The following is a 14,474-nucleotide window of genomic DNA, read 5'->3' on the forward strand; positions in this document are numbered from 1 at the left end:
AGCCCGCCCTCACGCGGCGGCTCGGGCGTTCCCAGGCCGCCGCTCTCGATTTTCACGCTCAGCGAGCAGAGTCACTTCGATGGCCGTTCCTAAAAGAAAAACTTCGCCTTCTCGCCGGAACATGCGCCGGTCGCACCACGCCCTGGGCGCCAACTCGTTCATCGAGGACAAGGACACCGGCGAGCTGCGCCGTCCGCACCATGTCGATCTGAAGACCGGCATGTACAACGGCAAGCAGATCCTGACGCCGAAGGAAGACTAAGGTCTTCTTTCCGTCTTTGACGGCTTGAAAGCGCCGCCCGGCTCAGCTGGGCGGCGTTTTTCGTCATGGGCGCTTAAAAAAGGTGCTAGCCTCCGCCTTGGGAGGAACGCCCATGCTCACGCGCCGGACCATAACGGCGGGACTGGGTCTGTCGATCGCCGCGCCGCCCGCGCTGGCGAGCGCCGTCACGCCGGTTTCGCCGCCGCAGTTGCCGCCCTCCGCTGCGCCGATCCCGCCGGATCAGCCGCTGCTGATGCTCGACGCCAGCCTCGACCAGGACGACCGCCTGACCGTCGAGGTCACGATCAACGGGCAAGGGCCCTTCCATTTCGTGGTCGACACCGGCGCGGATCGCAGCGTGCTGACCCCGGCCGTGGTTCAGCGTCTCACGCTGCCTCCAGGGCCCGAGATCATCGTCCATGGCGTCTCGGGTACAGTGATCGCGTCCACCGCGCGCATCGCCAATCTGCGCGCTGGCGACTCGAAGCTCAACGATGTGGAACTGCCCGTGCTGCCCTACGACCGGGTGGGCGCAGATGGACTTCTGGGCGTCGATATCCTGGAAGGCCGTAACATCGTCATGGACTTCCCGAGGAAGCGGCTAGAGATCAGGCGCACTCGCAGCATGTCACAGATCACGCGCCTCTCGAGCGAGGTTTCGGTCGCTGCGAACGAACGGCTCGGGCGGCTGACCTTGGCGGACTCCCGGATCGGCGGCGTCCGCTCTTTGGCCTTCATCGATTCCGGCGGCGGGATCAGCATCGGCAACATGGCCCTGGCGCGCGCCATCGCCTCTCGGCGCCGCCGTTCGCCCGACTTCGTAAGGCCGGCGCGCTTGCTGACCGCCGCTGGCGAGATGCAGTTGGGCGAGTTCCGGCTCGTGCCGACGATGCAGATGGGCGATCTGCGGATAACCAATGTGCCGATGGCTTTCGCAGACCTGCACATCTTCGACCTCTGGTCGCTGAACGACCGCCCCACCGCCCTGATCGGCGTCGACATTCTGCATCTGTTCGCGCGGGTCGAGCTGGACTTTGGGGCGGGGCGCGTGCTGTTCCGGCTGGGCGACGGTGGCCTGGCGCCCCGGACTTGGAACGCCTGACTACTGCGAGCGACCGCGGTCCATGACTTGGCGGCGTCGGGCCTCAACCTTCTCTGGCGTGACCTCGCGGTTGTGGGCGCTTGAGCGCTCATGCTCCAGGGCCAGAGCCTCGCTGAAAGGACGCGCATAGCCGTCGTCGATAAGGCCTTTGTAAAAAGCCAGGGTCTCGACGGGAATCGACGCCATGTCTTCGGCAAGCTTCAGCGCCGTCGGCAGGAGATCCTCGGGCGCGGTGACGCGATTGACCAGACCCCAATCCGCCGCGGTCCGCGCGTCAAGGAAGTTCCCGGTCAGAGAGAGCTCCTTGGCGCGATAGGGGCCGATCAGGCGCGACAACTTCTGGGACAGGCCCCAGCCAGGCATGATCCCGACCCGAGCGTGCGTATCGGCGAAGCGGGCGGCCTCGGAGGCGATCAGGACGTCGCAAGCCAAGGCCAGTTCGAAACCGCCCGTGATCGCCACGCCATTAATCGCGCCGATCACAGGCTTGCGGCATCGTTCGACGGCCCGGACCGGATTGGAACGCGCGTCCTGATCGTTCGCCGCGCCCATGGCTGAGGTGTCGCCGCCAAGCTCCTTGAGGTCCAACCCCGCTGTGAAAGCGCGCTCGCCTGCTCCGGTCAGGATCACCACGCTGACGTCCGGATCGGCATCCAGCGTCACCATGGCGTCATAGAGCGCCAGCCTGAGCGCCTTGGAGAGCGCGTTCATGGACGCGGGGCGATTAAGGGTGACGATAGCGATAGTTCCGCGTCGTTCGACGTCCAACATGCTGTTTCTCCCATACGGCGCGGATGTTCGGCGACCCTCCCGAAGGGAAGTCAAGTTGCGCGAAAGTCGCTTGGCGGCTAAAGCCTGCCGCGCCTTTTGGCCTTGAGGAGCAGTCATGACCGAGATCGTCGACATCATCGCCCGTGAAATTCTCGACAGCCGGGGCAACCCGACCGTCGAAGTCGACGTGATCCTGGAGGACGGCGCCTTTGGTCGCGCCGCCGTGCCGTCGGGCGCCTCGACTGGCGCTCACGAAGCCAACGAAAAGCGCGACGGCGATAAGACCCGCTACCTGGGCAAAGGCGTCCTGCAGGCCGTCGACGCCGTCAATGGCGAGATCTTCGACGCGCTGTCGGGTGTCGACGCCGAGGACCAGCGCCGCCTCGACAACCTGCTGATCGAGCTGGACGGCACCCCGAACAAGGCCCGCCTGGGCGCCAACGCCATCCTCGGCGTCTCGCTGGCCGTCGCCAAGGCCGCTGCGGAATCGGCTGGCCTGCCGCTCTACAAGTACGTCGGCGGCGTCAACGCCCGCGTCCTGCCGACCCCGATGATGAACATCATCAACGGCGGCGCCCACGCCGACAATCCGATCGACATCCAGGAGTTCATGATCCTGCCGACCGGCGCCAAGGACTTCCGCGAAGGCCTGCGCATGGGCGCCGAGATCTTCCACGCCCTGAAGAAGGCCCTGAAGGACGCCGGCCACAACACCAACGTCGGCGACGAGGGCGGTTTCGCCCCGAACCTGGCGTCGGCGGAAGCTGCGCTCGACTTCATCGTCAAGGCTGGCGAGAAGGCCGGCTACAAGGCTGGCGACGACTTCGTCCTGGGCCTGGACGTGGCCTCGACCGAGTTCTTCAAGAACGGCAAGTATGAGCTGGAAGGCGAGGGCAAGTCGCTCGACCCGGCCCAGATGGTCGACTATCTGGCCGGCCTCGTCTCCAAGTTCCCGATCCTCAGCATCGAGGACGGTATGGCCGAGGATGATTTCGACGGCTGGAAGCTGCTGACTGACACCCTGGGCAAGAAGGTCCAGCTGGTCGGCGACGACCTGTTCGTGACGAACCCCAAGCGCCTGCAGATCGGTCTCGACAAGGGCCTCGCCAATTCGATCCTCGTCAAGGTCAACCAGATCGGCACGCTGTCGGAAACCATCGACGCGGTCGAGCTGGCCCACCGCCACGGCTACACCAGCGTCATGAGCCATCGCTCTGGCGAGACCGAGGACAGCACGATCGCCGATCTGGCCGTCGCCTTGAACTGCGGTCAGATCAAGACCGGCTCGCTGGCCCGTTCGGATCGGACGGCCAAGTACAACCAACTGCTGCGCATCGAGGAGATGCTGGACGACCAGGGCGTCTATGCCGGCCGGGCGGCGTTGAAGGGCCGCTAGGCCTCTCCACAGCGTTGGCTCTTGAGGGCGCGGCTTCGCAGGAGGCCGCGCCCCTTTTTGTTTGGCGCAGTCGGAGTTTCGAAAGCCAAACTCAGGCCGCCGATTCCGTTCAACAATGGCGTTTCGGTCGCTGACGAGGGTAGGTCGGCAATGCTTAACCCACAAATTTTCTAAAAGGGGAGAGTTGGTTTCACGAGAGACCAGTTTCCTTGCCTTCGCTGCCGCGAAATAGCTTCGGCGATGCGGCATCTAGATGCGGCTGAAACTATCTCATCTGAAAGCATCAAGGTGAACGGCCTCGGACCAGTGACCGGCGTTCGCAACGCCCAGATTTAGAAGGCGTTAAGCTGGGTCGGCGATCCTGCGAATCCCTCTTTGGGACGCTCAGATGTTCGCCCGACTGCAACCTTTCCTGCCGACTGCGGCGATCTTCTTCCTGATTTTTTACTTCGCCTTTCACGCTTTGACCGGTGATCGAGGGCTGTTGTCCATTTCGCAGCGCAATGCGGACCTCGCAGCAAAAACGAAGGAACTCAGGAAGATACGCGCGGAGAGGATGGACCTGGAGGCCCGCGCTCGTCTATTACGCAGCGGCAGTCTGTCGGCCGACCTGCTGGAAGAGCGCGCGCGCTCGCTCCTAGGCTATGCCGACCCGAGAGACTATGTGATCCGGGTCAAGCGTTCGAGCTGACCGATCCCATAGTCTTTTGGAATCGATTGCCGACCAGCGCGGCGCCATCTGGCTCCGCACGGCTTGAATGGTGCATTAGGGTGTTTCCTTCGCGGAACCGACGACTTTTTCGGCGGGAAATGCTCTCAGGACGAAGGCCGCGATGAAGATTGGCCAGGGAGATTTGAATGGCGCGTACGCGCAAGGCTGAGGCCTCAGAGGGGAAGGCGGCTGACACCGGTGTCAACGCCTTCGTCGGAAAAGACGAACTCCTGAAATTCTATCAGGACATGCTGCTGATCCGTCGCTTCGAGGAGCGCGCTGGCCAGCTGTATGGCATGGGCCTGATCGGCGGCTTCTGCCACCTGTACATCGGTCAGGAAGCCATCGCGGTCGGCATGCAGTCGATCTCGCAGAAGGGCGACCAGATCATCACGGGTTACCGCGACCACGGCCACATGCTGGCTGCTGGCATGGACCCGCGTGAGGTCATGGCCGAGCTGACCGGCCGCGCCGGCGGTTCGTCCAAGGGCAAGGGTGGGTCGATGCACATGTTCGACATCGCCACCGGCTTCTACGGCGGCCACGGCATCGTAGGCGCCCAGGTGGCGCTCGGCACCGGCCTGGCGCTGGCCAACCACTACAAGGGCAATGGCAACGTCTCCTACGCCTACATGGGCGATGGCGCGGCCAACCAGGGCCAGGTGTACGAGAGCTTCAACATGGCCCAGCTGTGGAAGCTGCCGGTCGTGTACGTGATCGAAAACAACCAGTACGCCATGGGCACCAGCGTCGAGCGCGCCGCCTCGGAAACCGCGTTCCACAAGCGGGGCGTCTCGTTCCGCATCCCGGGCGAGGAAGTCGACGGCATGGACGTCGTCGCCGTCCGTGAGGCTGGCGCCCGCGCCACCGAACACGCCCGCAGCGGCCAAGGCCCCTACATCCTTGAGATGAAGACCTACCGCTATCGCGGTCACTCCATGTCGGACCCGGCCAAGTACCGGACGAAGGAAGAGGTCGACGAGGTCAAGACGACCCGCGATCCGATCGACCACATCAAAGAACGCCTGGCCAAGGCCGGCGTGACTGAAGACGACCTGAAGGGCGTCGACGCGGAGGTTAAGCGCATCGTCGCCGAGGCCGCCGAGTTCGCCCGCACGAGCCCCGAGCCGGATCCCTCGGAACTGTACACTGACGTCTACCTGGAGGCCGCCGAGTGACGGACATCCTGATGCCCGCGCTTTCCCCGACGATGGAGGAAGGCACCCTGGCCAAGTGGCTGGTCAAGGAAGGCGACACCATCAAGGCCGGCGACGTCATCGCCGAGATCGAGACCGACAAGGCGACGATGGAAGTCGAAGCCGTCGACGAAGGCGTGGTGGAAGCCATCCTGGTTCCGGCCGGCAGCGAGAACGTCAAGGTCAACACCTTGATCGCCCGTCTGAAGGGCGAGGGCGAAGCCGCCTCGGCGCCCGCCGCTGCGCCGGCTCCGGCCGCTGAAGTCGCTTCGGCCCCTGTCACCACGGCGCCGGCTGCTGGCCCGATCTCGGCCGCTTCGACCTTCGCCGATCCGGAAATCCCGGCCGGTACGCCGACGAAGAAGATCACGGTCCGCGACGCCCTGCGCGACGCCATGGCCGAAGAGATGCGTCGCGACGACCGCGTGTTCCTGATGGGCGAGGAAGTCGCCCAGTACCAGGGCGCCTACAAGGTCAGCCGTGACCTCCTGCAGGAGTTCGGCGACAAGCGCGTCATCGACACCCCGATCACCGAGCACGGCTTCGCCGGCATGGGCGTCGGCGCGGCGATGGCCGGCCTGAAGCCGATCGTCGAGTTCATGACCTGGAACTTCGCCATGCAGGCGATCGACCACATCATCAACTCCGCCGCCAAGACGCTCTACATGTCGGGCGGTCAGATCAAGTCGTCGATCGTGTTCCGTGGCCCCAACGGCGCGGCCTCGCGCGTCGGCGCTCAGCACAGCCAGGACTACGCAGCCTGGTATGGCAACGTCCCGGGCTTGAAGGTCATCGCGCCCTATGATGCCGCTGACGCCAAGGGCCTGTTGAAGGCCGCGATCCGCGATCCGAACCCGGTCGTCTTCCTCGAACACGAGATGATGTACGGCCACGAGTTCGACATCCCGGACGTCGAGGACTGGGTCGTTCCGATCGGCAAGGCCAAGGTCCGTCGCGAAGGCTCGGACGTGACCCTGGTGGCTTACAGCCGCATGGTCGGCTTCGCGCTGAAGGCGGCCGAGGAACTGGAGAAGGAAGGCATCCAGGCGGAGGTCGTCGACCTGCGCACGATCCGTCCGATGGACCACGCCACCATCCTGGAAAGCGTCAAGAAGACAAACCGACTGGTCACGGTCGAGGAAGGCTGGGGCCCGATGGGCGTCGGCGCCGAGATCGTCGCCCGTATCACCGAGCACGGCTTCGACTACCTGGACGCCCCGCCGCTGCGGGTCTGCCAGGAAGACGTGCCGCTGCCCTACGCGGCGAACCTGGAAGTCCTGTCGCTGCCTTCGGTCGAGAAGATCGTGAAGGCCGCGAAGGCGGTTAGCTACCGCTAAGACCGGCGCGGCCCTCGCCCTAGACGGGCGGGGGCCGCATCGTCTTGGCCAACGAATTCATCCCGCCGCGAGGCGGGGTATCGCGGACGAGGGCCCCCTAGGTCATCCTGGGCCGAAACCGTCCCGAACGCTTGAGGAAGAAGCTCAATGTCGATCGACATCCTGATGCCCGCCCTGTCGCCCACCATGGAGGAGGGGACCCTCGCCAAGTGGCACGTCAAGGTCGGTGACACCGTCAAGGCCGGCGACGTGATCGCCGAGATCGAAACCGACAAGGCCACCATGGAAGTCGAGGCCGTCGACGAGGGCGTGGTCGAGGCCATCCTGGTCGACGCCGGGACCGAAAACGTGAAGGTCAACGCCTTGATCGCCAAGCTGGCGGGCGAGGGCGAAAGCCCCGCGCCGGCGCCTAAGGCCGAAGCGCCCAAGGCCGCTGCCGCTGCGGCTACTGTCGCTGCTGCCCCTGCCGCCGCTCCGACTGCGCCCGCGCCGGCCGCTCCGGTCGCCGCCGACGGCTCGCGCGTCTTCGCCTCGCCGCTGGCCCGCCGTCTGGCGTCCGCCGCAGGCCTGGACCTGAAGAGCATCAAGGGCACCGGCCCGCACGGCCGTGTCATCAAGTCGGACGTCGAAGCCGCCAAGTCGGGCGCGCCCGCCGCCAAGGCCGCTCCGGCCTCGACCAGCGCCGCTCCGGCCGCCGCCGAGCCCCGCAAGGCTCTGTCGCTGGAGCAGATGGGCATCCCGGCCGGCTCGTATGACCTCGTGCCGCTGGACGGCATGCGCAAGACGATCGCGCGCCGCCTGACTGACAGCTTCCGCGACGTGCCGCACTTCCCGCTGCAGATCGATCTGGAGCTTGATGCGCTGCTGGCCGCCCGCGCCAAGATCAACAGCCTGCTCGAAAAGCAAGGCGTGAAAGTCTCGGTCAACGACATCGTCATCAAGGCCGCCGCCGTAGCCCTGAAGCAGGTGCCGGAAGCCAACGCCAGCTACACGCCGGAAGGCATCGCCATGCACCACCACGCCGACATCGCCGTCGCTGTGGCGATAGACGGCGGCCTGATCACCCCGATCATCCGCAAGGCTGAAACGAAGGGCTTGGCCCAGATCTCCGCCGAGATGAAGGACCTGGCCCAGCGCGCCAAGGACAAGAAGCTGAAGCCCGAGGAATTCCAGGGCGGCACCTTCTCGATCTCGAACCTCGGCATGTTCGGCATCAAGTCGTTCTCGTCGATCATCAACGAGCCGCAAGGCGCGATCATGAGTGTCGGCGCTGGTGAGCAGCGTCCAGTCGTCAAGAACGGCGAGCTCAAGGTCGCCACGGTCATGACAGTGACTCTGACCTGCGATCACCGCGTGGTTGACGGCGCGGTCGGCGCCAAGTTCCTGGCGGCCTTCAAACCGCTGATCGAAGAGCCGCTGACTCTGATCGTCTAAGCGGCGGGAGAAGGCCTGATGTCTGTCTATGACTACTCGGCCAAGACGCTGGACGGCCAGGACGCAAGCCTGGCCGACTACCGCGGCCAGGTGTTGCTGATCGTGAACACGGCCAGCAAGTGCGGCTTCACCCCCCAGTACGAGGGACTGGAGCAGCTGTGGCGGACCTACAAGGATCGCGGCTTCGCGATCGTGGCCTTCCCCTGTAACCAGTTCGGCGCTCAGGAGCCGGGCGATGCGTCCGAGATCGCGAACTTCTGCTCGCTGACCTACGACGTCACGTTCCCGGTGATGTCGAAGATCAACGTCAACGGCGCCGACGCCCATCCGCTCTACATGTTCCTCAAGAAGGAACAAAAGGGTCTGCTGGGCACCGAGGCGATCAAGTGGAACTTCACCAAGTTCCTGATCGGCCGCGACGGCGAGGTGGTTGAGCGCTTTGCGCCGACGACCAAGCCTGAAGACCTGAAGGCGGCGATCGAAGCGCTGCTGTGAATTTCCCCGGGCCGGTCTCTTGGATCGGTCGACCGTCGCGCCGCTCTCCCGGCCGGCGTCCAAGCTAGGGTTGAGAAGACTATGTCCACGGAATTCGATGTCGTCGTCATCGGCGCCGGTCCTGGCGGCTACGTGGCCGCGATCCGCGCCAGCCAGCTGGGCCTGAAGACGGCCATCGTCGAGCGTGAGAACCTGGGCGGCATCTGCTTGAACTGGGGCTGTATCCCGACCAAGGCCCTGCTGAAGTCCGGCGAGATCTACGAACAGCTGTCGCATCTCGGCGGCTATGGCCTGTCGGTCGAGAAGGCCTCGTTCGACTTCAACAAGATCATCGAGCGCTCGCGCGGCGTGGCCAAGACCATGTCGGGCGGCATCGCCTTCCTGATGAAGAAGCACAAGGTCGAGGTCATCGAGGGCGAGGCCAAGCTTGAGAAGGGCAATCCCGCGCCCAAGCTCGTCATCGCTCTAAAGGCCGGCGGCAGCCGCACCGTCCAGGCCAAGAACGTGATCCTGGCCAGCGGCGCCCGCGCTCGCGAGATTCCGGCGATCGGCGCGGTCTCGGACGGCGATAAGATCTGGACCTACCGCGACGCCCTGGCGCCGAAGTCGATGCCCAAGTCGCTGGTCGTGATCGGCTCGGGCGCCATCGGCATCGAGTTCGCCAGCTTCTACCGTGCCCTGGGCGCTGAGGTGACCGTCGTCGAAGCCATCGACCGCATCATGCCGGTCGAGGACGAAGAGGTCTCCAAAGCCGCCCAGAAGGCGTTCGAGAAGCGCGGTATCAAGTTCCGCATCGGCGCCAAGGTCGGCAAGATCGAGAAGACCAAGGACGGCGTGGCCGTCACCGTCGAGGCTAGCGGCAAGATCGAGCAGCTGACCGCCGAGAAGTGCATCGTCGCCGTTGGCATCGCGCCAAACAACGATGGCCTGGAGGCGCTGGGCGTCAGCCTGGATCGCGGTCACGTCGTCACAGACAAGCACTGCCGCACCAACGTGCCGGGCCTCTACGCCATCGGCGATATCGCCGGCGGTCCTTGGCTCGCCCACAAGGCCAGCCACGAGGGCATTCACGCTGCGGAGGCGATCGCCAACTACAAGACCCCGAACGTCCACTCGCCGATCCCGGGCTGCACCTACGCCAATCCGCAAGTCGCTTCGGTCGGGTACACCGAGGCTGGCGCCAAGGCCGCTGGCATCGAGGTGAAGGCGGGCCGCTTCCCGTTCCGCGTCAACGGCAAGGCCGTGGCCGCTGGCGAAGTCGAGGGCTTCGTGAAGACCGTGTTCGACGCCAAGACCGGCGCCCTGATCGGCGCCCACATGATCGGCCACGAGGTGACCGAGATGATCCAGGGCTTCGTCACCGCGATCACCCTTGAAGCGACCGAAGAAGACCTGCACGGCATCGTCTATGCTCACCCGACTATGTCGGAAGCGATGCACGAAGCCGCGCTGGACGCCTACGGCCGAGTCCTGCACATCTAGGTCCGCTAGGGAGACTGGATGGCGCGCAAGGCAGCCGCTACGAGTGAAAAGCCGGCCAAGGCCAGGAAAGGGTCCAAGACGACCCTTTCCGAAGCCAATCTTGCCGACCTTGGGTCTGAGCGCCTTGCCGCCATCCTGCTCGACCTCTCCAGCGACAGCCACGTCAAGCGCGTGCTGCGGCTGGAGTTGTTCGCGGAGTCTAGCGCCGAGGGCTTGGCGCTCGAGATTTCCAAGCGCCTGGCGACGATCGGCAAGTCCTCGTCGCGCATCCACTGGCGCAAACGTGCCGCGTTCGCCAAGGATCTAGACCTGCATCGCCGCATGATCGAGCGGCTGGCGGAGGACGACGCGAACGCCGCGCTCGATCTGATGCTCGACCTCCTCGATCTGGCGACGCCCACACTTGATCGTCTCAGCCAGGCGGAAGGGCCGATCGGCGAGGTCTTTCTGGCCGCCCGCGACGGCGTCGGCGCGATCGCCGCCAAGGCCATGCCCGAACCGCTGGCGCTTGCGGACCGGATCGCTAGGCTCCTGCGCCGCGACGACTACGCCCAGTTCGGTCCGCTGGTGAACGCCGTGACGCCGGCGCTCGGCGCCAAGGGGCAGGCGCATCTGCGCGAGACGCTTGAGAAGATGCTCGCCGCGCGCTCGACCCGCTCGGCCCACCTCTTCGACGCCCAAGGCGCGATCTACAAGGACGCGCTGCGTCGCCTGGCGGACGCCAGCGGCGACGTTGACGCCTTCGAGGCGACCTTCTCGCCGGAGCTGCGTCGCACGCCGCTGGTCTCAGCCGAGATTGCGCGGCGGCTGCTGGCGGCGGGCAGGGCGGAAGACGCCTTGGCGACCCTGCAGGCGGGCTCGCCCGGCGAACAGCGCGGACGCCACCAGAGCGCGGTCGAGGAGCGCGCCGCCTGGGAAGACGTGATGCTGGAGGCGCTGGAGGCGACCGGACACCACGATCAAGCTCAGAAACGTCGTTGGGCGGACTTCGAGGCGACTTTGTCGATCAGCCGCCTGCGGGCTTATCTGAAGGGCCTGCCCGACTTCGACGATGTCGAGGCGGAAGATCAGGCCAAGGCGGTCGCTAAGCGCTTCCCGCGCTTCGACACGGCTTTGGCCTTCCTGGTCTCCTGGCCCGACCTGCCGGCGGCGGCGCGGTTGGTGCTGTCGCGCTCGGGCGAGGTCAATGGCGCGGACGACACCCTGATCGGCGAGGCCGCACGTCGGCTGGAAGGAACCCATCCCCTGGCGGCCACGCTGTTGTTGCGGGCGTCGATCCAGTACATCCTTACCTATGGCGTCGCGGCCCGATATGCCGAGGCCGCCCGCCAATTGCTGGAGGCTGAATCGCTGGCGGCGATGATCGGCGACTACGGCGAGTATCCCGACCACGCGGCTTTCGTGGCCGACCTGCGGGCATTGCATAGCCGCAAGCAGGGCTTCCGCGCAGAGCTGGAAGCCCTGGGCGGGACCTTCTAGGCCGCCCGGCTGTCGGTCTCGGCCATGCGCTGGATCGCGACATAGTCCGTCTTGCCGCTGCCCAGCACGGGTACTTCGGTGACCTTCAGGATCTTGCGCGGCACGGCCAGCTCAGGCGCGCCGATCGTTTGGGCGTGGGCGACCAGCGGAGCGACGTCGGCGTCTTGACGGTCGGTCACCAGGATCAGCTTCTCGCCCTTCTTCTTGTCTGGCAGGGAGATAACCGCGTGCCGCCCGTCAGGCCACACCGCCGATGCGAGGTCTTCGGCCGCCGTCAGCGACACCATCTCGCCGCCGATCTTGGCGAAGCGCTTCACCCGGCCCTTGATGGTGATCCACAGGTCGTCGGTCATGGTGACGACGTCGCCGGTATCGTGCCAGCCGCCTTCCGGAGCCTCGACGCCGCCATCCTCGCGCAGATAGCCGGCCATGATGTTGGGGCCGCGAACGAAGAATCGGCCGCCCTCAGCGATGCCTTCGACGGGGTCGATCCGCACCTCTTGCCCGGGCAACAGACCACCAACCGTGCCCGGCCGGTTGTCAGTCGGCTTGTTCACCGCGATGACCGGCGAGGCCTCGGTGGCGCCGTAGCCTTCCAGGACCGGCACACCGCCGAAGCGCTCCTTGATCAGGGCGTGGGTCTCGTCACGCACCTTCTCGGCGCCACAGACGATAAACTCCAGGCCTGCTAGCTCGTCAGCGTCCGAGGCGCGCGCGTACTGGTTCACGAACGTGTCGGTCGCCAGCAGGATCGAGGCCTTCGAGTCTTTGATCAGCGGGGGAATCTGCTTGGTGTGCAGCGGCGAGGGGTACTGGAACGCCTTCATGCCGGTCAGGATCGGCAGGATCACCCCGCCGGTCAGTCCAAAGCAGTGGAACACCGGCAGCGGGTTGAACATCACCCAGTTCGGATTGAGCTCGATGTGCGCGGCCACCTGCATGGCGTTCTGGACGAGATTCTCCTGGGTCAGCACCACGCCGCGCGGCGCGCCGAAGCTGCCCGAGGTGAACAGCACCACGCCCTTATCAGATGGTTTGGCGGGCGCGCGGAACTGGCGCGGGAACAGGCCGGCGGCGGCGGCGAATAGCTTGTCGCTAAGGCCGATCGTGGCGCGGACATCCTCTAGATAGGTGATCTCGGCCTGGACGCTGACCGCATCGACGATGTCGTGCAGCTTGCCCAATTCGATAAACTTGTGCGCGGTAAGGACTCGCTTGATCCCAGCCAACTGGCAGGCGGCCTTGATGTTCCGCAGGCCGGCCGTGAAGTTGAGCATGGTCGGTACGCGGCCGAAGGCGTGCAGCGCAAAGAAGGTCACCACTGATCCGGCGCCCGACGGCAGCAACACGCCGACGTTCTCGCCGGGGCGAGTCATGGCCGCGATCTTGCGTCCCAGCGCGAAGCTGGCGCGGATCAGATCCGTATAGCTCAGCGGATTGCGATCCTGGTCCTCCAGGATCAGCTTCTTGGCGCCATACTTGTCGCGGGCGTCGATAAGGGCGTCGAAGATGGCCTTTTGGCCGTTTCGCGCATCGTAAGCTACCGGCATCCCGCCGAAACCTCCCCGAAAAGCGATGACCGCTCTCGTTCGTTAAGCGCGGAGTCTGCCGGGGAAGGTTTCGCTTTGCAAGAATGAGTCACAAAGCGTGAGCCCCGGCCTTTGCGGCGTAAGGGCTTGAGCAACGCCTTTGCCTCCACCTTCGCCCTCTGTCGGCCCAGGAGTGATTCCGTCACGAATGGGCTGTTAAGCTGGATCAAGCGCTTGATCCGGAAGCCAAGAAGACCGATTTAGGCGCCATGGCAACGGTGATCGACACCCTCAAGGCTCGCAACCCGGAAGACCGGGCTGTGCGCCACCCCGAAAAGCAGAACCGTCCGGACACGCCTGTGCTCCGCAAACCGGAATGGCTGCGCGTGCGCGCTCCGGGTTCGGGTCAGTACAACGAGACCCGCAGCATCGTGCGCGAGCACAAGCTGCACACGGTCTGTGAAGAGGCGGCCTGCCCGAACATCGGCGAGTGCTGGAGCCAGAAGCACGCGACCATGATGATCATGGGCGAGATCTGCACCCGCGCCTGCGCCTTTTGCAATGTCACCACCGGTCTGCCGACCCAGCTTGATCCCGACGAGCCGCGCCGCGTGGCCGAGGCCGTGGCCAAGATGGGCCTAAAGCATGTGGTCATCACCTCGGTCGACCGCGACGACCTGCTCGACGGCGGCGCGCGCCACTTCGCCGAAGTGGTCACGGCCATCCGCGCCGCCGCGCCGGGGACGACTATCGAGATCCTCACCCCCGACTTCCTGCGCAAGGAAGGGGCCGAGAACGTGGTGATCGACTCCAAGCCGGACGTCTTCAACCACAATCTCGAGACCGTTCCGCGGCTCTATCTGAAGATTCGTCCAGGCGCGCGCTACTACAACTCGCTGCGCCTGCTGGACCGCGTGAAGCAGCGCGATCCCTCCCAGTTCACCAAGTCCGGCCTGATGGTCGGTCTCGGCGAGACCAAGGAGGAGGTCATGCAGGTGATGGACGACATGCGTTCGGCCGGCGTCGACTTCATCACCATCGGCCAGTACCTGCAGCCGACTCGCAAGCACGCGGCCGTCGAACGCTTTGTCACGCCCGAGGAGTTCAAGACCTACGAGGCGATCGCCCGGGCCAAGGGCTTCCTGATGGTCTCGTCCAGCCCGCTGACGCGTTCGTCGCACCACGCCGGCGACGACTTCGCCAAGCTGCAGGCCGCGCGCCGCGCGCTCGACGCCCGCAAGGCCTGACGCCTTGCATCGTCACGTGGTCACGCGCGTGC

General features: G+C 65.4%; 13 protein-coding genes. 11 read left to right on the forward strand and 2 right to left on the reverse strand.

All coding sequences use genetic code 11. From position 1 onward, the window contains the following. The first annotated feature begins 79 nt into the window (after positions 1 to 79). Both rpmF and CSW59_RS08650 read left to right on the forward strand, forming a co-directional pair. Positions 80 to 262: a 50S ribosomal protein L32 gene (rpmF, locus tag CSW59_RS08645; RefSeq protein WP_010919589.1), complete on the forward strand. Its 183-nt coding sequence runs from the start codon at positions 80 to 82 to the stop codon at positions 260 to 262. A gap of 112 nt (positions 263 to 374) precedes the next feature. Beyond that, positions 375 to 1,364 carry a retropepsin-like aspartic protease gene (locus tag CSW59_RS08650; protein WP_099443651.1) on the forward strand — a complete coding sequence of 330 codons (990 nt, stop codon included), beginning with the start codon at positions 375 to 377 and terminating at the stop codon, positions 1,362 to 1,364. On the opposite strand, the gene CSW59_RS08655 is transcribed toward CSW59_RS08650, so the two are convergent. Further along, complete coding sequence (locus CSW59_RS08655; protein ID WP_099443652.1) at positions 1,365 to 2,135, reverse strand: enoyl-CoA hydratase; 771 nt, start codon at positions 2,133 to 2,135, stop codon at positions 1,365 to 1,367. It abuts the gene before it with no gap. A 115-nt stretch (positions 2,136 to 2,250) separates the two neighbouring features. Here CSW59_RS08655 and eno point away from each other — a divergent pair, with 115 nt between their 5' ends. The 8 genes from eno (at position 2,251) to CSW59_RS08695 (ending at position 11,666) form a co-directional block, all read left to right on the forward strand. Beyond that, the gene (eno, locus tag CSW59_RS08660) at positions 2,251 to 3,531 is read left to right on the forward strand and encodes a phosphopyruvate hydratase (RefSeq protein WP_099443653.1); all 1,281 of its coding nucleotides are present in this window, start codon (positions 2,251 to 2,253) and stop codon (positions 3,529 to 3,531) included. 388 nt (positions 3,532 to 3,919) lie between these two features. Further along, complete coding sequence (locus tag CSW59_RS08665) at positions 3,920 to 4,222, forward strand: septum formation initiator family protein (protein ID WP_013079094.1); 303 nt, start codon at positions 3,920 to 3,922, stop codon at positions 4,220 to 4,222. A 167-nt stretch (positions 4,223 to 4,389) separates the two neighbouring features. Further along, positions 4,390 to 5,421: a pyruvate dehydrogenase (acetyl-transferring) E1 component subunit alpha gene (pdhA, locus tag CSW59_RS08670; RefSeq protein WP_099443654.1), complete on the forward strand. Its 1,032-nt coding sequence runs from the start codon at positions 4,390 to 4,392 to the stop codon at positions 5,419 to 5,421. After that, positions 5,418 to 6,776: a pyruvate dehydrogenase complex E1 component subunit beta gene (locus tag CSW59_RS08675; protein WP_099443655.1), complete on the forward strand. Its 1,359-nt coding sequence runs from the start codon at positions 5,418 to 5,420 to the stop codon at positions 6,774 to 6,776. Before pdhA ends, CSW59_RS08675 begins: the two co-directional genes overlap by 4 nt. A 147-nt stretch (positions 6,777 to 6,923) precedes the next feature. Then, positions 6,924 to 8,210, forward strand: a complete 1,287-nt coding sequence (locus CSW59_RS08680) for a pyruvate dehydrogenase complex dihydrolipoamide acetyltransferase (RefSeq protein WP_099443656.1) — start codon at positions 6,924 to 6,926, stop codon at positions 8,208 to 8,210. Between the two features lie 18 nt (positions 8,211 to 8,228). Continuing rightward, positions 8,229 to 8,705: a glutathione peroxidase gene (locus tag CSW59_RS08685; protein ID WP_099443657.1), complete on the forward strand. Its 477-nt coding sequence runs from the start codon at positions 8,229 to 8,231 to the stop codon at positions 8,703 to 8,705. Between the two features lie 81 nt (positions 8,706 to 8,786). Further along, positions 8,787 to 10,187: a dihydrolipoyl dehydrogenase gene (lpdA, locus tag CSW59_RS08690; protein WP_099443658.1), complete on the forward strand. Its 1,401-nt coding sequence runs from the start codon at positions 8,787 to 8,789 to the stop codon at positions 10,185 to 10,187. Between the two features lie 18 nt (positions 10,188 to 10,205). Beyond that, positions 10,206 to 11,666, forward strand: a complete 1,461-nt coding sequence (locus CSW59_RS08695; RefSeq protein WP_099443659.1) for a DUF6880 family protein — start codon at positions 10,206 to 10,208, stop codon at positions 11,664 to 11,666. On the opposite strand, the gene CSW59_RS08700 is transcribed toward CSW59_RS08695, so the two are convergent. Next, a complete protein-coding gene (locus CSW59_RS08700; RefSeq protein ID WP_099443660.1) occupies positions 11,663 to 13,216 on the reverse strand; it encodes an AMP-binding protein in 1,554 nt (517 codons plus the stop codon). The genes CSW59_RS08695 and CSW59_RS08700 overlap by 4 nt on opposite strands. A gap of 248 nt (positions 13,217 to 13,464) precedes the next feature. Between CSW59_RS08700 and lipA the strand changes: the two genes are divergently transcribed. Continuing rightward, the gene (gene lipA / locus CSW59_RS08705) at positions 13,465 to 14,442 is read left to right on the forward strand and encodes a lipoyl synthase (RefSeq protein WP_099443661.1); all 978 of its coding nucleotides are present in this window, start codon (positions 13,465 to 13,467) and stop codon (positions 14,440 to 14,442) included. Positions 14,443 to 14,474: the final 32 nt, after the last annotated feature.

The organism is Caulobacter sp. BP25 (assembly GCF_002737755.1).
Lineage (GTDB): Bacteria > Pseudomonadota > Alphaproteobacteria > Caulobacterales > Caulobacteraceae > Caulobacter.

Coding starts and splice junctions, on each gene's coding strand:
- rpmF (WP_010919589.1), top strand. CDS start 80: ATGGCCGTTCCTAAAAGAAAAACTTCGCCTTCTCGCCGGAACATGCGC.
- CSW59_RS08650 (WP_099443651.1), top strand. CDS start 375: ATGCTCACGCGCCGGACCATAACGGCGGGACTGGGTCTGTCGATCGCC.
- CSW59_RS08655 (WP_099443652.1), bottom strand. CDS start 2,135: ATGTTGGACGTCGAACGACGCGGAACTATCGCTATCGTCACCCTTAAT.
- eno (WP_099443653.1), top strand. CDS start 2,251: ATGACCGAGATCGTCGACATCATCGCCCGTGAAATTCTCGACAGCCGG.
- CSW59_RS08665 (WP_013079094.1), top strand. CDS start 3,920: ATGTTCGCCCGACTGCAACCTTTCCTGCCGACTGCGGCGATCTTCTTC.
- pdhA (WP_099443654.1), top strand. CDS start 4,390: ATGGCGCGTACGCGCAAGGCTGAGGCCTCAGAGGGGAAGGCGGCTGAC.
- CSW59_RS08680 (WP_099443656.1), top strand. CDS start 6,924: ATGTCGATCGACATCCTGATGCCCGCCCTGTCGCCCACCATGGAGGAG.
- CSW59_RS08685 (WP_099443657.1), top strand. CDS start 8,229: ATGTCTGTCTATGACTACTCGGCCAAGACGCTGGACGGCCAGGACGCA.
- lpdA (WP_099443658.1), top strand. CDS start 8,787: ATGTCCACGGAATTCGATGTCGTCGTCATCGGCGCCGGTCCTGGCGGC.
- CSW59_RS08695 (WP_099443659.1), top strand. CDS start 10,206: ATGGCGCGCAAGGCAGCCGCTACGAGTGAAAAGCCGGCCAAGGCCAGG.
- CSW59_RS08700 (WP_099443660.1), bottom strand. CDS start 13,216: ATGCCGGTAGCTTACGATGCGCGAAACGGCCAAAAGGCCATCTTCGAC.
- lipA (WP_099443661.1), top strand. CDS start 13,465: ATGGCAACGGTGATCGACACCCTCAAGGCTCGCAACCCGGAAGACCGG.